Source organism: Actinomadura sp. DC4, assembly GCF_030406325.1.
In the GTDB taxonomy this organism is placed as follows: Bacteria; Actinomycetota; Actinomycetes; order Streptosporangiales; family Streptosporangiaceae; genus Actinoallomurus.
Map to the genome: position 1 here is coordinate 56,413 of NZ_JAUEQY010000039.1, position 20,160 is coordinate 76,572.

Sequence of the window (20,160 nt, forward strand, 5' to 3'; positions counted from 1 at the left end):
CGCCTCATCCGCGGAGCCGGTGCGAGACGCGCTTGGTGACCAGATAGCCGTCCAGCCCTTCGGGGCCGCCCTCGCGTCCGTAGCCGCTCTCCTTGACGCCGCCCGACGGGGCCTGCGGGACGGAGCCGCCCACGTGGTTGATGGACAAGATGCCCGCCTCGAACTCGTGCACGAGCCGGTCGGCGACGTCGGCGGAGCGGGTGAAGCCGTACGCGGCCAGGCCGTAGGGCAACGCGTTGGCGATCGCGAGGGCCTCGTCCAGGTCGGTGAACGGCATGATCGGTGCGACCGGCCCGAACGGCTCCTCATGGAGGATCGCCGCGCCGGCCGGCACGCCGGTCAGCACGGTCGGGGCGTAGAAGAAGCCGGGCCCGTCGATCGGGTGGCCGCCGGTCAGGACGTCCGCGCCGGCGTCTCGCGCGCCGGCGACGAGCCGGTCCACGGCGTCCCGCCGCCGCGCCCCGATCATGGGGCCCATCTGGACGCCGTCCTCCAGGCCGTTGCCGACCTTCATCGACTCCGCCGCCGCGACGAAGGCCGCCACGAACCGGTCGTGGACGGCCTCGTGCACGAGGAACCGGCTCGGCGAGGTGCAGACCTGCCCGGCGTTGGCGAACTTCCCCCGTACGCACTCGGCCGCGGCGGCCTCGGGGTCGGTGTCCTCGCAGACGATGACCGGGGCGTGCCCGCCGAGCTCCATGGCGGCCGGTTTCATCACGGCGGCGGCCAGCCCGGCCAGGCGCTTGCCCACCGGGATGGACCCGGTGAAGGCGACGAAGCGGATCTCGGGGGCGGCGATCAGGTGCTCGGAGACCTCGGCCGGCACGCCGAAGACGAGGTTCAGGACCCCGGCCGGCACGCCCGCCTCCTCCAGGCAGCGGACGAGCGCGCACGCGGTGCCCGGGACCTCCTCCGAAGCCTTGATCACGATCGAGCACCCGGCCGACAGCGCCGCGGCGATCTTGCGCATCGGGCCGCCCGCCGGGAAGTTCCACGGGACCAGGGCGGCGACCGGGCCGACCGGCACCCTGGACACGCTGAGCCGCTGGTCGCGGCCTGCGGGGATGATCCGGCCGTACGCGCGGCGCCCCTCCTCGCAGTCCCACTCGAGCAGCGTTGCCGCCCGCATGACCTCGCCGGTCGCCTCCCGCAGCGGCTTGCCCTCCTCCCGCGTCATGATCCGGCCGATCTCTCCGGCCCGTGCCCGCATCAGCGCGGCGGCGTCGTGGAGGATCGCGGACCGGCGGTCGACCGGGACGTCGCGCCACAGCCGGAACCCGCGCGCTGCGGCGGCCACCGCCCTCTCCAGGTGCGCGGCGTCGGCGAGCGGGACCTCCGCGAGGACCTCCTCGGTGGCGGGGTCGATCACGGGCTCACCGCGCGTGCTGCCGGCCGTCCATTCGCCGTCGATGTACAGCGCGGGCCGCGGATAGCCGTCCGCGGGTCCGCGGACCGGCGCGCGGTCTTCCGTCGTCGTCATTCGCCTTCGCCTCTCGTCGTGCGCACCGTCCACAGGTGATGCGGCGGCGCGGTCTCCCACGTGCGCGTGGGGTAGGTGTCGTCGACCCGGTCCATGTCCGCCGCGAACTCCACCCGGCCGCCGCAGGGGGCGTGGATGAACCGGAACACGTTGGACCCGATGGTGTGCCGGCCGAGCCGGCGGGCCTCGTGCCAGCCGCGCTCGATCATCTGGTTGGCTCCGACGATCACCTCGTCGAAGCTGCCGACCTCGTACGCCGTGTGGTTGACGCCCGCGCGGTCGGGCCGGTGGCACAGCAGCAGGGTGTGCTGGTCGGCGTCGCCCTCACACCGCATGAACACCCCCATGTCGAGCACGCGGTCGGTGGCGAAGAAGCCCAGCCGCCGCAGGTAGAAGTCGACGGCCGCCTCCCGGCCCTCTTTGGGGATGTTGAGGGCGATGTGGCAGATGCGCAGCGGGCGGACCTCGCCGACGGGCTCGACCGGGCGGTTCCAGCGGGTGGTCCGGCCGTGGGTGTTGTCGGCTCCGTCGCGCGGATCCGCCTCGACGGGGCGCGCGACGGCGAATCCGAGCCCGAAACCGGTCTCGTCGCGGGTGTGGACGTCGCCCTCGGCGTCCGTCCGCACCTCGCGGTCGCGGCTCAGGTCGGCGGCGATGGCGTCGAGGGCCTCCTGGGAGTCGACCCCCCAGACCACCTCGCGCAGGGTGGAGGCGGCCTCCAGTGCCGGCGGCAGGCCGGGGTCGTCGCCGGCGCGCAGCTCGACGTGCTGGCCGGTGCGCGTCCGGAGCGCGACGCCCGGTCCTGCGACGTGTTCGAGGCCGAAGTCCTCGAAGAAGCGCGTACAGGTGTCCACGTCGGTAACGCCGTACACGACGCGCTCAATGCGCAGAATTGCCATTGGAAATCACAAAGCCTTTCGTGCGGCATTCGCTGAACGACCTTGCCGCCGGGCGACAGATCCAGCCTAGGGGCGACGGTATGCTTTTCTCAATACCGCACCGTCTTCATGCAGGAACCCTTAAGTTTCGGGTTCCGTGCTTGACAGGAAGTCAGGCTGTTTTCAGTGGCCTGGACGGCGTCATCGGGTTCTTCAGGAACCATTCAGAAATGTAGTCGAGGAAGACTTTTACCTTCTGCACCCGCTGGCCGCCGGGCGAGTAGATGGCATAGAGGGAGCGGTTCGGCACCTCATAGGCGGGCAGGACCCGCACCAGTCGCCGTTCCGCCACGTCGTCGCAGACGGTCCGCATCGGCAGCAGGCCGATGCCCCGTCCCCGTACGGCCGCCTTCTGCAATGTCAGGTAGCTGTTGGAGGAATAGACGGCGTTGAGCACCTTGATATTGTGCTTGCGGCCGTCCTGCGACAGGTGCCACACCGGGTCGTTGGTGTTCACCAGGCAGTCGTGCTCGGCCAGGTCGCTCGCCTCTTCGGGCGGGCCCACCTGCTCGAGGTAGTCAGGGGCCGCGCACAGCAGGAATTCGAGCGAGGCCACCTTTTTGATGAGCAGCGACGAGTCGCGCAGCTCCCTGGTGTGGAACGCGATGTCGTAGCCGTCGCCCAGGAAGTCATAGTTGCGGTCCGACATGCCACCGACCTCGAACCGCACGTGGATCTTGGGATGGTCCACGGCGAACGACGCGATGGCCTCGCCCAGGTCGAGGTGGCCTATCCATTTGGGGCAGATGATGGACAGCTGCCCCTCGACCTTGTCGCGCAGGCCCTGCAGGGCGGCCTCCTCGGCGTCGATCTCGGCGAGGACGCGTTCGCAGAACTCGAAGTAGTGCTGTCCGGGCTCGGTGAGGCTGACGGCGCGCGCGGTGCGGTTGAAGAGCCGCACGCCGAGCTGGCTCTCCAGATCGGCGATGTGCCGGGAGACCAGCGACCGGGAGATGCCCAGGGACCGGGCGGCGTGGCTGAAGCTCTTCGCCTGGGCGACACCGACGAAGCTCCGCATGCCCGTGAGCCGGTCCACTCCGTGCTCCCTCCCGCGAGTCTTTCGCGAGTCTACGTTCATGTGCGCTCCGCCGACCAACGCTGAGCTGGGCGAAGAGGGAGCTTCGCAGAACTGTAGATCATTTCGGCGACAATGTCCGCGCTCAGTGGAGCGCGCAGGACCGTGCCGATCACGCCCTGGTCCAGGACGACCACACGGTCGCAGAGAGCGGCCATCTCCTCCTCGTCCGCGCCCGCTACGAGGACGCCGCACCCGTCCTCGGTCGCGGCCCGTACCGCCGCGATGATGTCGCGCCGGGCGCCGACGTCCACGGCCTGGGTCGGCTCGTGGAGGACGAGCAGGTCCGGCCGCGTCGCCAGCCACTTCGCCAGGAGGACCTTCTGGCGGTTGCCGCCGCTCAGCGCGCTGACCGGCATCTCGGGCACCGGGGGCCGGACGCCGAGCCGCTGGAGCAGCGACCGTACCTCCTCCCGCTCCCAGCGGCGGTCGACGCGCAGTGCGGTGCCGCGGGCGCGGACCTGCGGAAGCGTGATGTTCTCCGCCACGCTCATCGCGCCGGCCAGGCCGTCGGCGTCACGGTCCTCGGGTACGAGCGCCAGGCCGGCCGTGAGGCACTCGCCGCAGCCGCAGCGCGTCAGGTCGAGACGGGTGCCGCCGATCGTGAGCGTCCCGGCCCCGGCCCGCCTGACGCCGCTCACCAGGTAGGGCAGCTCCTCGTGCCCGGAGCCGACGAGACCGGTCACCCCGACGACCTCGCCGCACTCGATCGTCAGCGTGAGGTCCCGCAGCACCTCTCCGGTGAGGCCGGTGATCCGCGCGGCGACCCGCTCCCCCGGGCCGGCCTCGGGCCGGCGTACGGCGGCCGGGGGCGTCTCGGCGTGCGCCCCGCCCGGGCGGCGCCCGGCCGGGCGGTGGGAGCCCGCCCGCCGGGCCCGCGGCCGGTCGGCGCCGTTCTGCCCCTGACCCGGGCGGACGGTACGCGGGGTGTAGCCCAACATGGTCTTCACGAGCCGCGCGTGGTCCAGGTCCGCGGTCCGCGCGCCGGACTCCATCACCTCGCCGTCCCGCAGGACGGTGACGGCGTCGGTGACCTGCAGGACCTCGTCCAGCCGGTGGCTGATCAGCAAGACCGCCGTACCCGTCGCGAGCACGCCCTCGACCAGCTCGTAGAAGTGGCCCAGGGAGTCGCGGCCGAGCGCGCGCGTCGACTCGTCGAAGATCACGATGCCCTCGCCGTCGCGCGCCTGCTGCAGCGCGCGGGCGATCGCCACGGTCGCCTTGTCCTCGGCGGACAGCGCACCGACGCGCGCGTCGAGCCGGACCGAGCGCCCGAGCGCGGCGAGCACGTCGCCGGCGGCCTCGCGCTCCCGGTCCCACTGGATCCGCCGGGACCAGCGCGTCGCGCCGAACCGCCCGATGCGGATGTTGTCCAGGACGGTCGCGTCCTCGAACAGCCCGAGCGTCTGGTGCACCACCGCGAGCCCGAGGTCGCGCGCCTGGCGGAGCCGTACGGGAAGCCGCAGCGGCTCCCCGTCGATGCGGACCGCGGCGCCGGGGTCCGGGTCGTGGAAGCCCGTGAGGATCTTGGCCAGCGTGGACTTGCCCGAGCCGTTCTGCCCGACCAGCCCGTGCAGCTCGCCGGGCATGATGCGCAGCCGTACGTCGCGCAGGGCGCGGTGGCGCCCGAACGTCTTGGAGACGCCCTCCAGCTCCAGCCGCGGGACGGTGGAGTGCCCGGTCATCCGACGCCCCAGACGCTCTTGTACTCCGACGCGTAGCCGGCGGGCCCGAACCACTCGCCGGAGTCCTGCGCCGCGTTGGTGAGCGTGAGGCCGCCGACGTTGTCGCGGGTGAAGAGACGGAGCGGGGTGGCGATCGGGTCGACCGGCTTCTTGAGCATCAGGCGCAGCGCCGCGTCGGTGTCCGCCCAGCCCTGGTACGCCGAGGCCTGGCCGACGGTGGCCCACAGCAGGCCCTTGGCCTTGAGCATCTGCAGCCCGCCGAGCTGCGCCGCCGTGCTCACCAGCTTGATCTTCTGCGCCTTGCCGGACTGCTGGACGCCGCCCAGGGTCGGCTGGAGGTACTGCTCGAACTCGGAGACGACGTAGGTGATCTTCGGGTTGCGCAGCAGCGCCGAGCTGGTCGAGGAGGCGATCAGCGAGAAGTTGGCCGAGGAGATCTTGTTGACGGTGATCTCGCAGTCCGGGCAGTGCGCCGTGAACTCCTGCTGGGCGGCGGCGACGTAGGCGATCGTGGACGGGGAGTCCGTGCTCTGGTTGATCAGGACGTGGGCCGAGCCCCTGGAGTCGGCGGTGATCCAGTCGGCCGCCGTCACGAGCTGGGCGCGGCCGGCGCCCTCGGCGTAGGCGAGCGACGCGCTCGCCGGGTGCGCCGGATCGGGGATCTGGTCGGTGATCAGGACCGGAATCTTCTTGCGCTGCGCCGCGTCCAGCGCGTTGGCCGCCATGCCGTACGGGATGGAGTCGGTGATGATCGCGCCGGCGCTCGCGCCGGCGGCCTGGTCGACGCACGCCGACACCTGGGAGGGGTTGGAGTTGCCGTTGCAGACCTGCAGTGACAGGCCGGCGGCGGCCAGCGCCTTCTTCAGACCCGCCGCGGTCGTGGCGAACTGCGGCGCCTGCTGGGTGATCGGCACGTAGTAGACGGTCTTGCCGTGCAGCGAGGAGACGCCGCTCAGCCTGTCCTTCGGGAGCGGATAGGTCGTGAGCGGCGCCTGGGCCGTGGCGACCGCCTGGGCCGCGTGCGCGTCGGTGCCCGGCCCGGTGCCGGCCTTGGCCGTGCCGTCCGACGACGAACCGCACGCCGACGCGGCCAGCAGGGTGACGGCGAGGAGGCCGGCGGCGGCCGGGCCGGTGGATCTGGAACTCATGGTGGGGTGTCCTTCCGACGTGCGCATGTCATGCCACGCGGGCGCGGAGCAGAGTGGAGATGGTGACGGCGACGACGAGCACGCCGCCGTAGAAGACGTCGGAGACCCAGCCGGCCACGCCGAAGAGCTGGAGCCCGAGGATGCCGGTCGCCAGGAAGTAGACGGCGACGAAGGTGCCGATCGGGTTGAACCGTCCCGGCTGGATGACCGCCGTGCCCAGGAAGGTCGCGGCGAAGGTGGGCATCAGGTAGCTCTGCGACACGGTCGGGTCGAACCCGCCGGTCGCCGCCGACGCCAGCACGCCGCCGACCCCGCAGATGAGCCCGGCGAAGACGAACGCGCCGAACCTGATGCGCTTGACGCGTACGCCGGCCAGGCGGCTGACCTCGCGGTTCGCGCCGACGAACCGCATGTGGCGGCCGAGCGGGGTGCGGTCCACCACGTACGCGAAGATCAGCACGAGGACGACGCCGTAGTAGAACGACAGCGGGAGCCCGGCGAGGTTCTTCAGCGCGATGTCGCCGAAGCCGGCGCTGAGCCCGCTGATCGCGGTGAGGCCGCTGATCCACAGCCCGACGCCGAGCAGCAGCGTGCCCATGCCGAGGGTCACGACGATGGTGTTGACCCCGAGGCGTACGACGAGCCATCCGTTGACCGCGCCGGCGGCCGCGCCGACGGCGATGGCGACGACGCTCGCCATCAGGGGGTTCCAGCCGTGGTGGACGACGAGCACGGGCACGACGATCGCCGCGAGGCCAAGGTTCGAGGCGACCGACAGGTCGACGAACTCGCCGACGCAGACCGTGCACAGCAGCGCCGCGGTGAGGAACACCAGGGCCTGCTGCGAGCTGAAGATCGTCTGGAAGGTCTCCCGGGTCATGAAGCGGTCCGGCTCGAACAGGCCGTACACGCCGATCATCAGGATCCAGATGACCACCACGGCGAACCGCGCGCTGCCCTCGGACAGCAGCCCGGCCGCGTGACGGCCCCGCTTCGTCTCGGCGCCGTCCGGCCGGCCGGCCACCTCACCGGACTCGGGCGTCTTCGCGCCCGCCCACGTGGTCATCTCTCACACCTCCGCGGCCGGGACGCGCTCGTGGCCGCGCACGTCTGGGAAGGGCGGCGTGCGGCCCGGCTGCAGGTCCACCTGGCAGGCGTTCAGCAGCATCGCGAGCATCGAGAAGTTGCCGAGGCTGCCCAGGAGGTCGACGACCCCCTGCTCGCCGAGTTCCTCCAGGGCCAGGGCGAAGGTGGCGTCGGAGACGAAGTGGTCGCGCAGGATCTCCGTCGCGAACCGGTGGACGGCGTCCTCGTCGGCGCGGGCGAAGGCCGGGTCGCGGTTCTCGGCGAGCGCGGTCAGGCTCTCGCGCGCCACTCCCGCGTCCACCGCCTTCTCGACGTGGGCGTTCCAGGAGTACTGCGCGTCCCAGTGGCGTGCCGCGACGAGCAGGCTCAGCTCCCGCAGGCGCAGGTCCAGCGAGGACTCGAAGCGGCAGTAGGCGCCCAGCGCCTCGACCTTCTCGCAGAGTTCGGGACTGCGCAGCCACACGAGGAACGGTCCTCGGGTACCGCCGCGCCGGCGGGTGATCCGGTCGCTGATCTCTCGCTGCCGCGGTGACAGCTCCACGAGCTCGGGCAGGCGCATGTGAGTGTTTCCCGTCTTTGGTGTTTCGCTGGCATGTCGGTGACGTAACAATGCATAGACCGCTCATGCCTTGTCCATGCTTCTGAGGCCGTCTGACGGGTCAATCCCCGAACGCTTAGGTTCACGTTTTGTGAACCGTCATCCCGCGCGCCGCCGAGTAGTCTCCGAATGGCAATTCTGAAACCAACGCGAGGAGACAGGCCATGACGGTCATCAAGGCGGCCGAGGTCCAGCGGCTCAATCGCGGCGGAGGCGTGGTCACGACGCCACTCATCACACGGCTCAGCGCGGCGGAGGAAAACACGATCACGACGGGGATCAGCGTCTATCCGGAAGGCACCGGAGCGCCCCCGCATCTGCACAACTGCGCCGAGCACGTCACCCTTCTCGAAGGGGTCGGCGAAGTCGAGATAGCCGGTGAGACAACGCCACTGGTAGCGCATGACACCACCTACATCTCGGCGGGTGTGGAGCACGCTTTTCGCAATACCGGCGGGTCGCCGATGACGATCCTGTGGGTTTATGACTCGGCGCGGGTCACCCGGACGTTCGTGGAGACGGGCGAGACCGTGGAGCACCTGTCGGAGGCCGACCAGATGGTCCAGGACGGCTGATCCCCCGCGCGCCGCGACCCGCCCGCGGCGCGCGGGGACGGCTCAGGAGGTCTCCGGGACGGTGAGCCCGGCCTTCTCCGCCTGGCCGGCCAGCCCGGCCCAGACCTTCGCCGGCAGCGGCACACCGCCGCTCAGGCGCTCCTCGTACGTGCGGGCGCCGCGCTCCCCGGGGATCAGCACCTCGCGCGACTCGTCGCCGGCGGGCAGCGCCTTCACCGCGTCGAGGGTGTCGTCGACGAGAGAGACGAACTCCGGCACCGGCAGGAACGCGGAGATGTCGACCGCGATCAGCGTGGCGTTCTGGCGGTGCCGCCGGCCCTCGGGCGTGCCCGCGTGGTAGCCGCTGACGATCGGGTTGGCGGTCAGGCAGCCGGCCAGCAGCTCGAAGACCAGCGACATGCCGGATCCCTTGGCGCCGCCCATCGGGAGCGGCACCTTCGCCGCCGCCGGGTCGGTCGTCGGCACGCCGTCCGCGTCCAGCGCGGCGCCTTCCGGCAGGGCCTGCCCGCTCGCCCGGTACTGCGCGAACCTGCTGAGGGCGATCACCGCGGTGGCCATGTCGAGCAGGACGTGGGGATGGCGGCCGGCGGGGACCGCGACCGAGAGCGGGCTGGTCGCCACCCCGGCCCCGCGGGCGCCCGCGTACGCCATGTTGGGCACCCCGGCGACGATGCCGAGGCCGGCCAGCCCGGCCTCGGCCGCCATTGCCGTGTAGTAGCCGATGGCCCCGGTGTGGACGGTCCCGCGGACGGCGACCCAGGCGACGCCGGTGTCCCCGGCCATTTCGATCGCATCGCGCATCGCCAGGGTCAGCGCGACCGGTCCCGGCGCGCCGTCCGCGTCGACGACCGCGACCGCCGACCGCAGCCGCTCCACCTTGATGTCGGCGCGGGGCTTGGCCTCGCCCCGCTCGAACAGCTCGATGTAGCGCGGCACCCGTGAGACGCCGTGGGAGTCGACCCCGCGCAGGTTCGCCCACACCAGCACGTCGGCGACGGTCCCGGCGTCCGTGGGTGACACGCCCTGCGCGGCGAACAGGCCGCTCACCAGCGTCCGCAGCGCCTGGGCGGAAACATTGATCTTGGCAGCCATGGGTGGCCCGCCTTCCGGCAGTTCGAGGGGGATGGGGGATCAGCGGTCCACCTGGACGTTGACGAGCGCGGTGCGGCCGTCCCGTACGGCGGCCAGGGCCTCGGTCAGCGCCGTACGCAGCTCGCCGGGCGCGGTGACGGTCCGCCCGAACATGCCGAACGGCTCGACCAGGGCTGCGAGGTCGGGCTGGCCGCCCAGGTCGACGCCGTGGAACCGCCCGGTCCGCACGGCGGCGCCGTCGGGGTAGAAGCGGAGGTGGTTCAGCTTCATCGAGCGGTACTGCCCGTTGTTGAACACGACGATGAGGAGCGGCAGCCCGAGCTGCTCGGAGGCGGCCAGCGACTGCACGATCGGGTTGTAGAGGAACGACCCGTCGCCCACGACGAACGCGACCTCGCGCTCGCGCGCGGCCAGCTTCACCCCGAGCGCGACGCCGAGCCCCTGCCCGAGCCCGCCCTGGACGTAGGTGTAGCGGCCGGGGCGGTCGCTGTTCAGATGGCGCCGGACCGTACGGCTGTGCGTGATGGTCTCGTCCACCACCGTGGCGTCGGGGTCGAGGAGCTCGCGCAGGGTGGAGACGACCAGGACCGGGTCGATGCCGTCGGCGCGCGCGACGAGGGACTCCTCGTCCGACAGCCGCGCGGCCTCCCGCTTGTGCGCCTCGGCGAACTCGGCGTGACGCGCGCCGACCAGCTCCGCGTCGACGCCGATCGCCGCGACCTCCTCGGCGAGCGCCCGCAGGGTCCGCGCGACGCCGCCCTCGAGGTAGGCGTCGGCGGTGAGCACCTGGTAGGCGATGTGCGGGCGGTGCGGCACCTCGTCCACCACGACGACGGTCGCGTCGCCGGGCTTGGCGCTGGGCGGGTACCACGGCGCCCGGCAGCCGACCAGGAGGATCAGGTCGGCCTCGGCGGCCAGGCCCTCCGCGCGTTCGCCCTGGTGGAGGGGGTGGGTGCTGGGGAAGTTGGCGCAGACGGCCGACTGGGGCTCGACGACGGGGACGGCCAGCGACTCGGCCAGGCCGACCAGCGCGGCGAACGCCTCGGGGGCGCGCCCCGCCGACTCGGTGACGATCAGCGGCCGCCGGCTGGCCGCCAGGAGCGCCGCCACCCGCTCCAGGTCGGGGCGCGCGGCCACGGTGCCGCCCGGCGGCGCCACGCTCGCCGTCCTCACCGGCGGGGTCCAGGGTTCGAGCAGGGCCTCGACCGGCACGTTGAGGTACACCGGGCCGGCCGGAGCGCGCTGGGCGATCTCCCCGGCGCGCACCACCATCCCGTACACGGTGGAGGCGTCGGCGGCCTGGTTGGACCACTTCACGAACGGCGCGGCGATGGCCTGCGGACCGCCGACGATCGACAGGTTGCGATACCACTGGGAGCCCGGGTCGACGGCGCCCTCTCCGTACGTGATCGACTCGGCCGAGCAGACGACCATCGGCGCCCCGCTGAGCAGCGCCCCGTGGATGCCGCAGGAGCCCTGCAGCAGCCCCGGGCCGGCGTGCAGCAGCACCATCTGCGGGCGGCCGGTGACCAGGGCGTAGCCGGTGGCCATCGCGACGGCGAGGGTCTCGTGGAGCAGGTCGAGGTAGAGCGGGCCCGCGGCCTCGTCGCGCTCCTGCCGGGCCATGGCCTCCCAGACGGGGGCCCACTCCGAGCCCGGCGAGGAGAAGATCACCTCGACGCCCAGGGTCCGGCAGGCGGCGAGAACGGCCTCGCCGCCGTCGAGGGACGTCGTCATGACGCGGTCACGTCCGCCTGCGCGGGCAGCGGCCAGTCCAGGCACTCACAGATCCCGCGCCCCATCATCCACTCCAGTTCCCCGGGTGTGAAGGAGAAGTGCTTGGTGAACTGCTCGATGGTGTCCTTGTAGGTCAGCCCGTGGCCGGTCAGCCTCGTCAGGTCCGTGCCCCAGAAGCAGCGTTCGGGCCCCATCCTGTCCACCATCTCCCGGACGTATTTTTCGATGTTGAGGTTCGGGAAGGGGTGGGTGGAGTAGCCCGGGATCGCGGAGACCTTGACGTAGATGTTGGGGCGTTCGAACAGGTCGGCGGTCTCCTTCACCCAGTAGCCGATGGAGTCGTCGACGCAGCGGGCCATGATTCCCATGTGGTCGATGATGATCCGCAGCCCGGGGTGCCGGTCGGCGATCGCGCCGAGCTCGGCCTTCCAGATCGGGGCGTGCACCATCGTCTTGACGCCCAGCTCCTCGGCCAGCGGCCAGTACCAGTCGCAGGTGCCGTCGATCATCCAGTTGCGGTCGATCGGCCGGTGGAAGGTCAGCCGGGTGCCCTTGATGTGGGGGTTCTGCGCGAAGTCGCGCAGCATCGCCGCGCCCTCGGCCGGCTTGTTCTGCGGGACGCGGGCCATGATCCCGAACCGGCCGGGGTCGGCCTCGCACGCCTCCAGGGCGTAGTCGTTGCGGTCGCCCTCCCACGAGGGGGGCAGGATCAGCGCGCGGTCGACCCCGGCCTCGTCCATCAGGGTCATGCATTCCTCCCAGCTGAACGCCTCCTCGCGGTGGCCGTTCAGGCGGATCCGTTCGCGCGCGCCCGGCACCCAGGGACGGTCGGGCGTCTCTTCCCTCCAGATGTGCACCTGGGAGTCGACGATGAACATGGGTGTCTCCTTCGTTCGTTCGCTGGTCAGTCGAGTGCCGCGATGATGTGGTCGGCGATGGCCAGGGCGGAGGTCGCCGCGGGAGAGGGGGCGTTGCGGACGCTGACGACCGGGCCGACGTGCCGGATCGAGAAGTCGTCCACGAGCGTCCCGTCGCGGCCGACGGCCTGGGCGCGCACTCCGGCCGGCGCCGGCACGACGTCGTCCACGGACAGCTCGGGCAGGTAGTCGCGGGCCTGGGCGATGAACCGCCGCCTCGACACCGACGTACGCGCCTCCTGGAGGCCGGCGCGCCAGTGCGCGCGGGCGAGGCGGCGGAACCCCGGCCACCGGAGGGTCTCGCGCAGGTCGGCGAGGTCGACGTCGCGGCGGCGGTACCCCTCGCGCGCGGTGGCCAGGACGGCGTTGGGGCCGATGTCGACGCTTCCGTCCACGCGGGGGGTGAAGTGCACGCCCAGGAAGGGGTACGCCGGGTCGGGTACGGGGTAGACGAGGCCGTTGACCAGGTGTGCGCGGTGCGGGGTGAGCCGGTAGTACTCCCCGCGGAACGGCACGATGGCCGGCGACGGGCCGTCCCCGGCGAGCGCGGCGACGCGGTCGGCCTGCAGCCCGGCGCAGGTGACCAGGCGGCCGACCGTGGTGCTTCCGCCGGCCGTGTGGACGACGACCTTCGAGCCGGACCGCTCGATCCCGGTCACCTCGTGCCCGAGGAGCAGCCGCCCGCCGCCCGCCCGTACCTCCTGCGCCAGGGCGCGGGCGATCATCGGGTAGTCGACGATGGCGGTCGTCGGAGAGTGCAGCGCGGCGAAGCCCCGTACGTGCGGCTCGATCTCCGTCAGCTCGTCGCCGTCCAGCCACCGCAGGCCGGGCACCCCGGCCGCCTCCGCCCGGGCCTCGATGGCGCGCAGCAGCCGCGCCTCGTCCGCCGTACGGGCGACGATGACCTTGCCGATCTCGTCGTAGGGCAGGTCGTGCTCGGCGCAGAACGCCTTCAGCCGCCGCCCGCCGTCGCGGCAGAGGCGGCTCTTCAGCGAGCCGGGCGGATAGTAGACGCCGGCGTGGACGACCCCGGAGTTGTGCCCCGTCTGGTGCCGCGCGACGTCGTCCTCCTTCTCGAAGACCGTGACCTCGTGCTCCTGTGCGGCCAGCCGCCGGGCGACCGAGAGGCCGACGATCCCCGCGCCGATGACCCCGACTCTCATGGGCGCCTCAGTCCTGGTAGCCGATGGAGACGGTCTTGACCCGGGTGTAGAACCGCAGTCCTTCGCGGCCCTGCTCCTTGAAGGGCGAGCCGGAGTCGCGGAAACCGCCGAACGGCAGGTGCACGTCCCAGCCGGTCGTCGGCAGGTTCACCGCGACCTGCCCGGCCGTGACCCGGTCGGCGAACTCGTGGGCGTGGCCCAGGTCGCGGGAGTAGACGGCGGCGGCCAGGCCGTACGCCGAGTCGTCGGCCGCCGCGAGCGCCGCCTCGAAGCCGTCCACGACGAGGACGACGACGACCGGCCCGAAGACCTCCTCCCGCCAGATCGTCACGGCCGCGGGATCCTCGATCTCCAGGACGGCGGGCGTGAGGAAGCAGCCGTTGACGTGCTCGTCGAGCGCCTCGCCGCCGGTGTGCAGCGTCGCCCCCTCCCTGACCGCCCGCTCCAGGCCGGCGCGGACGGAGTCGCGGTGGCGCATGCTGACGAGCGGCCCGACGTCGGTCGCGGGGTCGGCGCCCGGCCCGAGGCGCGCGGCCCTGGCCCGCGCGGTCAGCGCCGCGACGAACTCCCCGGCGACCGCGCGCTCCACCACGACCCGGCTCGTCGCGGTGCACCGCTGCCCGGCCTGGCCGAACGAGGCCGCCGCGACGGCGTCCACGGCGAGGCCGAGGTCGGCGTCGGCGAGCACGACCGAGGCGTTCTTGCCGCCCATCTCGGTCTGCAGCCGTACGTTCGTGTCGCCGAGCTCGCGGCGTAGCCGTCTCCCGACCGGGGTGCTGCCGGTGAAGGTCAGCGCGTCGAGGCGCTCGTCGCGCAGCAGCGGCCCGGAGATCTCCTGCGACGACCCGATCGCGGTGCCGAGGACGCCGGCGGGCAGGCCCGCGTCGTCCAGCGCGCGGGCGAGATGGAGCGCCACGACCGGGGTGTCGAGCGCGGGCTTGAGGATCACCGCGTTGCCCGCGAACAGCGCCGGGGCGAGCTTGCGCGCCGGCGTGAGCAGCGGATCGTTCCAGGGGGTGATGGCCAGGACGACGCCGACCGGCTCGGTCCGCGCGCTCGTCTCGGTACGGGCGCGGGCGTCGTGGAGCAGCTCGCCGTACGGGAGGCGCGCCAGCGAGGCGTAGAACTCGAAGAGGTCCGCGGACTTGGCGACCTCGCCGTCGGCCTCGGCCCGGGTCTTTCCCATCTCCGCGACGAGGTCGGCGGCGATCGCGTCCGCGCGCTCGCGCAGCAGGGCGGCGGTCCGGCGCAGGATCGCGGCGCGCTCCAGCGCGGGTGTGCGGCGCCAGGTCCGTACGGCGTCCACGGCACGCTCGTACAGCTCGGGAACGTCGGCCGCCCGCATCGCCGGCACCCGGGCCACGATCCGCCGTACGTCGGCGGGGTCGGTGACGTCGAGCGCGCGGCCGTCCTCCGGAGCGCGCCATTCGCCGCCGACCAGGCGATGCAGTGTGGGTATCGACATTCGGCAACCTTCCACGGACACGACGGGCAGACGCGGTCGATGCTAGGAACGCGGACGTGCTCGCCGAAAGACCGAAACAGGCAACCTAAGGTCCACATCCGGTGCGTTGCCCGCGGCGGGCGCGTCACGCCACGATGAGCTTCCCGTTCTCTGCCCGGAGGTCTTCCGTGTCATTCGCCGTCATCGTCCACTACCGCGCCCAACCCGGTCAGGAGCGGCGCGTGCGCGAGGCCCTGACGCGGATGATCGCCCCCAGCCGTGCGGAGCCCGGCAACCTTCTCTACGAGGTGTGCGCCGATCCATCGGATTCGGCGGCTTTTTCTCTCTATGAGAGATATATCGACGGGGACGCCTTCACGGCCCATGCCGAATCACCGCATTTCGCGCGGTGGTTGAAGGGTGAGGTCCTCCCCTGTCTCGTGGAACGGGAGCGGCACGACCTCACCGCCATCGAGCCTGAGCCCGTGTCCCCGGCGGCCGTCAGCACCGCGTCCGTCCGTACCGACCGGCCGGGCCGCTACGGCAAGCAGCTGGTGTCACACCTGAGCCGCCGCACGACGGGCGAGTGGGCCGAGGAGTCGGCGACGGGCCGCATCGACTTCACCGACGGCCGTGCCGACCTGTCCTGCGGCGAGAACACCCTCCAACTCCGCGTCGAGACGACGCCCGAGCACCAGGAACGCCTGGAGAGCGTGGTCGGCCGCCACCTCGTACGCTTCGGCGCCCGCGACGAGCTGGTCGTCCGCTGGACCCGCGCCGACGGCACCCCGGGCACCGAACAACGCAACGAGGCCGACGAGTAGGGCCTACAGCTCCCGGAGGACGCGGACGAGGACGCGGCGGGCGGTGTCGGCCGGCTCGGCGTCGATGCGCAGCCGTGCCATGGCCGCGCTGTAGCGGTCGATGTCCTCGAGCCTGTCCAGGTACAGGGCGCTCGTGAGCTGGTCCTGGTGGACGACGTCGGGAAGACGAGGGTCGGGGAAGCGCAGGATGTTGAACGGACCGGCCGCGAACGCGTGGCCGCCCCGTTCGAACGGCAACACCTGAAGCGTGACGTGGGGCAACTCGATGAGGTCGAGCAGGTGCCGGAGCTGTGCGCGCAGCGCGGCCCGGCCTGCGAACGGGCGGCGAAGCGCCATCTCGTCCACCACGGCCCAGAAGTGCGGTGGGTCGTCCCGATGCAGCAACGCCTGACGTCGCGTCTGTACCTCGACCCGGCGTTCGAGCTCGTCCGCAGGAACGCCGGGATCACCGAGCATGATGACCGCACGGGCGTAGAAGTCGGTCTGGAGGAGCGCGGGAACGAGCTGCTCCCCGTAGGCGCTGATGAGGGACGCCGCCCCCTCCAGTCCCGTGTAGCGGTCGAACCAGACCGGCAGGTCGTCGTTGCGCTTGTGCCACCAGCCCGGTTTGTTCGCCTTGAGCGCCAGGGCCAGCAGCGACCGCCGCTCGGCCTGGTCGATGACGCCGTACAGGGTGAGCAGGTCGGCGATGTCGTCCCGCCTCAGCTCTTCTTGACCCACCTCGATCCGGTCGAGCTTGTCATGGGTGGCGTCGATCGCGATGGCGGCCTCCTCGCAGCCGATCCGCCGCATCGTGCGGAGCCGGCGAAGCTCGGATCCCAAGACGATGCGAAGCACCGTCGTGCCGCCTGTCAGTGGCCAGGGCGAGGCGACGGCGCTCTCGTCCGCAGTCAGCTCACCGGGAACGAAGCCCGTCGGCTCCTCCCACCGGCCGTGGGCGGCGCGCCGGGTGGAGCCGAGTTCGTCGGCGATGCGGCGGGCGGTGCGGAGGAGGCCTGTGGCGTACCGGACGCCGAGGACGAGCCGGCTGAGCGGCCGGCCCTCGGTCTCGTGCAGGGCGGCGTGCAGCTCCGCGGCCCACTCCTCATAGAGGTCGTCGCGGCCCTCGGCGGGCAGGCGGCGGCGGGCCAGGCGCAGGACTGATCCGGGCAGGGCGTCGATGAGCCCCTCGGTCTCCTTCGTCAGCAGGCCCGTGAGCACCCCGGCGGCGATCGCGCCCAGGACGCCGAGGATCACGGCCGCGCTCATGCCGTCCCGCCCTTCGGCTGCCGCAGGCCGCGCGGGAGCTCGGCCGGTGGGCGGAACCGCTCGGAGAGAGCCGCCAGCTCGACGCGCGCCGTGGCCAGGCCGTCCGGTGTCAGCGCGTAGTAGCGCCGCGCCGGCCGTCCCTCCGCCACCGGGTCGATCTCCTCGCGCTCGGAGCGGAGCCAGCCGGCCCGCTCGAGGCGGGCCAGCACCGGGTAGAGCGAGCCGGAGGGCAGGCCGGTCGCCTTCATCAGCTCCAGCCCGTAGCAGGGGGTGCCCGGGTCGTCGAGGAACACCCGGAGCACCTTCGCCACGGTCATGGTCACCTTCACAGGCCCGGAGCATAGCAGTTTCTCTACATAGGGTCGCCGCGCCGGTAGCATCCGTACGTACGGCTGTTCCCGGCGACAGATGCGGTGGCATGTCTGTTTTCAGAATCGATGAGCTCGCCCATGCCGGCGGTTCGACGGTGCGGAACGTACGGGCGTACCAGGACCGCGGGCTGCTTCCGCCGCCTCGCCTGCAGGGGCGGGTCGGGCTGTACGACGAGTCCCACCTGGCACGGCTGCGGCTCATCGGCCAGCTTCTCGGCCGCGGCTACACCCTGGGCACCATCGCCGAGCTGATCTCGGCGTGGGAACGGGGCCGCGACCTCGGCGACCTGCTCGGCCTGGAGAAGGTCCTCACCGACCCGTGGTCCGACGAGATCCCCGGCCGGATCGACACCGCCGAGCTCATCCGGATCTTCGCCATCGACCCCGAGGCCGACGACTTCGCCGCGATGCTGCGCATGGCCGAGGAGCACGGGTTCCTGGAGGCCGAGAGCGGCGGCCGGTTCAAGGTGCCCAGCCCTCGGTTGTTGCAGGTCGGCGCCGAACTTGTGGCGGCCGGGATACCGTTGCCCGCCGTCTTCGAGATCGCCGGCCGGATCCGGGAGGACTGCGCCGTGATCGCGCGGCGCTTCGTCGGCCTGGCCCGCGAGCACGGCAACCTCTCCGCCGAGGGACTGCACAGCCGGGAGGAGATCTCCGAGGCGGCCAGGTTCGTCCAGCGGCTGCGCCCGCTCGCGCAACTCGCCGTCGAGGGGCTGCTCGCCCGGTGCATGGAGGCCGAGGTACGGACCGCGCTCGGCGACCAGCTCGCCGCGGCCGTGGCCCGCGACGACCCGCCGGAGGAGACGGACCGCCTCAGCGCTCCTCGGAGTCATCGGGCGGATGACGGCGGCGGTCGCGCCAGACCACCACGACGATGACCGCGACCACGACGATCGTCGGCAGGAAGAACGGGATCGCGGTGACCGCCGAGTGGGACGCGAGCGGCCCCGCGGTCACGTCCGCGTCCCCTCGGCGGCGGGCAGGCGGCGTGAGACGCGGGCGACGCCCCAGCCGAGCGCGAGGACCAGCGCCAGCGTGCAGCACAGGACGACCGTGGAGGCCGCGGTCCACAGCCAGCCGGGGACGCCGCGCTTGAGCTCCCGCTGGAGCACGTGCCGCTCGTCCTGTACCGGACGGGTGAACCGCGCGGGCGTGGGCAGCCGCCTGGCGCCGATCGCGGGGTCGTCGGGCAGGTAGACGGGCACGGCGGCGATGGACCGGCCGTCGTGCAGGCGGACCAGGGTCTTCCACTCGCCCGACAGCGGCATCCGGCCCGTGGTCCGGTACGCGCCGTCGCCGAGCGCGACGAGCCGGTCGACGTGCAGGCCGCCGCCCTGCCACGCGGTGATCGTCACCCACGACGGCGACTCGGCCGGAGGTGAGACCGTGACGCGGGCACCGGCGGTGCGGTGCGCGGCGTCCCCGCGCACGTCGGTGAGCGCGACCGACACCTTCACGTCGCGTGGGACGGTGACGAGCAGGCCGTTCGTGACCGCCGCCGCGATCACGACGAGTGAGCCGGCGAACAGCGGGCGGGCGACCGCGGGCCGGGGTAGCCGGCCCTGGACGCCGAGGACCAGCAGCGCGCCCAGCACGCCGCCGGCGACCCCGCCGGCCACCGCCATGATGACGCCTTCGGGAAGGACGTCGCCGGTCCAGGGCAGCCGCATGACGAGGTGGCTCCAGCCGTACTCCGCGGCGAACCCCGCCGTGCCGATCAGGACGCCGCTCACCGCGCCGAAGGGAAGCGGGCGGCGGGCAAGGGCGGGCGCGGCGAGCTCCACGCACAGCGCCTCGGCGAAGTAGAGCGGGACCGCGGCCCAGAGCTGGCCGATGATCCCGGCGACGACGAGCGAGACGCCGCCCCGTACGAGCATGTAGAACACGACGGACAGCAGGGCGCCGCCGCGGCCGATCCACAGCCGGGCCGCTACGAGCGCGCAGCCGGCCGCGAGCGCGATCATGAGCGGCTGGTGCACGAGCCGGAACTGCGGCACGCCGAAGTCGTACTCGGCCTGGAAGACCGACAGCCCGATGAGGAGGCCGCCGGTCATGGCGGCGCGCCGGGCGTCGCGGATCCAGGGGCGTACGGCCGGGCCCGGCGTGTCGCCGCGCCCCTCGCGCTCCAGGACCATCAGGGCGACCAGCGACAGCCCGGCGCCGCCGATCAGCATCAGGTGGGTCGGCCCCCACAGCGTGACGTCCTGGCCGAAGATCCGGTGCCACACGTCGTCGAGGGGGAAGCCGAGCAGCGCGTAGAAGCCGGCCCCGGCGAGCAGCACTCCCCCTGCCGGGGCGTACCAGTCGCGGGTGATGCGCACCGCCGCCGCGCCGGGCCGCTCCCCCTTCGGCAGCACGACCGCCAGGACGCCGGCGGTGAAGATGCCGAACAGCCCGATGAGGATCGGATAGTGGGCGATGTTGGCGAGCGGGCCCACGTCACGGCCGCGTGAGATGTGCAGGGAGATGTCCCAGTACATGCCCAGCAGGGCGGTGACCAGCGAGATCAGCGACACCAGCGAGGGCAGGGCGGCCCAGCCCGGCAGGCTGCCGCCGAGGCCGCGTTCGGACCGGGCGGCGAGCCGCGCCAGCAGGCGGATCCGGCCGCTGCGGTGGCCGACGCCGAGGACGAGCAGGGCGGCGGTCAGCACCGTGGCGGCGCCACTGGCGATCAGTACCTGGCCGAGCGCCGCTCCCCCGGCCGGCTTCCGCTGCACGGCGGCGAGCCGCGCCGCCGCCTCCTGACCCGGATGGATGAGCTGGTGCCACACGTGCACTC

The 20,160-nt window shown here is 72.4% G+C and carries 18 protein-coding genes; 3 read left to right on the forward strand and 15 right to left on the reverse strand.

Going from position 1 to position 20,160, the window contains the following annotated elements:
- Nucleotides 1–4: 4 nt before the first annotated feature.
- The 7 genes from QWU11_RS41300 to QWU11_RS41330 all read right to left on the reverse strand — a co-directional run bounded on the left by QWU11_RS41300 (nucleotide 5) and on the right by QWU11_RS41330 (nucleotide 7,971).
- Nucleotides 5–1,480 carry an NAD-dependent succinate-semialdehyde dehydrogenase gene (locus QWU11_RS41300; RefSeq protein ID WP_290120031.1) on the reverse strand — a complete coding sequence of 492 codons (1,476 nt, stop codon included), beginning with the start codon at nucleotides 1,478–1,480 and terminating at the stop codon, nucleotides 5–7.
- Complete coding sequence (locus QWU11_RS41305; RefSeq protein ID WP_290120032.1) at nucleotides 1,477–2,352, reverse strand: VOC family protein; 876 nt, start codon at nucleotides 2,350–2,352, stop codon at nucleotides 1,477–1,479. Before QWU11_RS41305 ends, QWU11_RS41300 begins: the two co-directional genes overlap by 4 nt.
- Nucleotides 2,353–2,530: 178 nt before the next feature.
- Complete coding sequence (locus QWU11_RS41310; RefSeq protein WP_290120033.1) at nucleotides 2,531–3,454, reverse strand: LysR family transcriptional regulator; 924 nt, start codon at nucleotides 3,452–3,454, stop codon at nucleotides 2,531–2,533.
- A 38-nt stretch (nucleotides 3,455–3,492) separates the two neighbouring features.
- A complete protein-coding gene (locus tag QWU11_RS41315; RefSeq protein WP_290120034.1) occupies nucleotides 3,493–5,178 on the reverse strand; it encodes a sugar ABC transporter ATP-binding protein in 1,686 nt (561 codons plus the stop codon).
- On the reverse strand, nucleotides 5,175–6,326 hold the full coding sequence (locus QWU11_RS41320) for a substrate-binding domain-containing protein (RefSeq protein ID WP_290120035.1): 1,152 nt from the start codon (nucleotides 6,324–6,326) through the stop codon (nucleotides 5,175–5,177). The genes QWU11_RS41315 and QWU11_RS41320 overlap by 4 nt, the downstream gene beginning before the upstream one ends.
- Before the next feature lie 28 nt (nucleotides 6,327–6,354).
- Nucleotides 6,355–7,392: an ABC transporter permease gene (locus tag QWU11_RS41325; protein WP_290120036.1), complete on the reverse strand. Its 1,038-nt coding sequence runs from the start codon at nucleotides 7,390–7,392 to the stop codon at nucleotides 6,355–6,357.
- A 3-nt stretch (nucleotides 7,393–7,395) separates the two neighbouring features.
- Complete coding sequence (locus tag QWU11_RS41330; RefSeq protein ID WP_290120037.1) at nucleotides 7,396–7,971, reverse strand: carboxymuconolactone decarboxylase family protein; 576 nt, start codon at nucleotides 7,969–7,971, stop codon at nucleotides 7,396–7,398.
- A gap of 203 nt (nucleotides 7,972–8,174) precedes the next feature.
- Here QWU11_RS41330 and QWU11_RS41335 point away from each other — a divergent pair, with 203 nt between their 5' ends.
- Entirely contained in the window at nucleotides 8,175–8,585 is a 411-nt protein-coding gene (locus QWU11_RS41335; RefSeq protein WP_290120038.1) for a cupin domain-containing protein, read from the forward strand.
- Nucleotides 8,586–8,627: 42 nt separating this feature from the next.
- On the opposite strand, the gene QWU11_RS41340 is transcribed toward QWU11_RS41335, so the two are convergent.
- The 5 genes from QWU11_RS41340 to QWU11_RS41360 are packed head-to-tail and all read right to left on the reverse strand — an operon-like array spanning nucleotide 8,628 to nucleotide 14,959.
- Complete coding sequence (locus tag QWU11_RS41340; protein ID WP_290120039.1) at nucleotides 8,628–9,677, reverse strand: Ldh family oxidoreductase; 1,050 nt, start codon at nucleotides 9,675–9,677, stop codon at nucleotides 8,628–8,630.
- Between the two features lie 39 nt (nucleotides 9,678–9,716).
- A complete protein-coding gene (locus tag QWU11_RS41345) occupies nucleotides 9,717–11,414 on the reverse strand; it encodes a thiamine pyrophosphate-dependent enzyme (RefSeq protein WP_290120040.1) in 1,698 nt (565 codons plus the stop codon).
- Nucleotides 11,411–12,292: an amidohydrolase family protein gene (locus tag QWU11_RS41350; protein WP_290120041.1), complete on the reverse strand. Its 882-nt coding sequence runs from the start codon at nucleotides 12,290–12,292 to the stop codon at nucleotides 11,411–11,413. The genes QWU11_RS41345 and QWU11_RS41350 overlap by 4 nt, the downstream gene beginning before the upstream one ends.
- Before the next feature lie 26 nt (nucleotides 12,293–12,318).
- Nucleotides 12,319–13,494, reverse strand: a complete 1,176-nt coding sequence (lhgO, locus tag QWU11_RS41355; RefSeq protein ID WP_290120042.1) for an L-2-hydroxyglutarate oxidase — start codon at nucleotides 13,492–13,494, stop codon at nucleotides 12,319–12,321.
- 7 nt (nucleotides 13,495–13,501) lie between these two features.
- On the reverse strand, nucleotides 13,502–14,959 hold the full coding sequence (locus QWU11_RS41360; RefSeq protein WP_290120043.1) for an aldehyde dehydrogenase family protein: 1,458 nt from the start codon (nucleotides 14,957–14,959) through the stop codon (nucleotides 13,502–13,504).
- Between the two features lie 167 nt (nucleotides 14,960–15,126).
- On the opposite strand from QWU11_RS41360, the gene QWU11_RS41365 reads away from it, so the two are divergent.
- Nucleotides 15,127–15,762 (forward strand): DUF2218 domain-containing protein, encoded by a 636-nt coding sequence (locus QWU11_RS41365; RefSeq protein ID WP_290120044.1) that lies wholly within the window; start codon nucleotides 15,127–15,129, stop codon nucleotides 15,760–15,762.
- Between the two features lie 3 nt (nucleotides 15,763–15,765).
- On the opposite strand, the gene QWU11_RS41370 is transcribed toward QWU11_RS41365, so the two are convergent.
- Both QWU11_RS41370 and QWU11_RS41375 read right to left on the reverse strand, forming a co-directional pair.
- The gene (locus QWU11_RS41370) at nucleotides 15,766–17,010 is read right to left on the reverse strand and encodes a helix-turn-helix transcriptional regulator (RefSeq protein WP_354670944.1); all 1,245 of its coding nucleotides are present in this window, start codon (nucleotides 17,008–17,010) and stop codon (nucleotides 15,766–15,768) included.
- Nucleotides 17,007–17,339 carry a PadR family transcriptional regulator gene (locus QWU11_RS41375; protein WP_290120045.1) on the reverse strand — a complete coding sequence of 111 codons (333 nt, stop codon included), beginning with the start codon at nucleotides 17,337–17,339 and terminating at the stop codon, nucleotides 17,007–17,009. The genes QWU11_RS41370 and QWU11_RS41375 overlap by 4 nt, the downstream gene beginning before the upstream one ends.
- 89 nt (nucleotides 17,340–17,428) lie before the next feature.
- Here QWU11_RS41375 and QWU11_RS41380 point away from each other — a divergent pair, with 89 nt between their 5' ends.
- Nucleotides 17,429–18,259 carry a MerR family transcriptional regulator gene (locus QWU11_RS41380; protein WP_290120046.1) on the forward strand — a complete coding sequence of 277 codons (831 nt, stop codon included), beginning with the start codon at nucleotides 17,429–17,431 and terminating at the stop codon, nucleotides 18,257–18,259.
- A gap of 75 nt (nucleotides 18,260–18,334) precedes the next feature.
- On the opposite strand, the gene QWU11_RS41385 is transcribed toward QWU11_RS41380, so the two are convergent.
- Entirely contained in the window at nucleotides 18,335–20,152 is a 1,818-nt protein-coding gene (locus tag QWU11_RS41385) for a hypothetical protein (protein WP_290120047.1), read from the reverse strand.
- Nucleotides 20,153–20,160 lie beyond the last annotated feature (8 nt).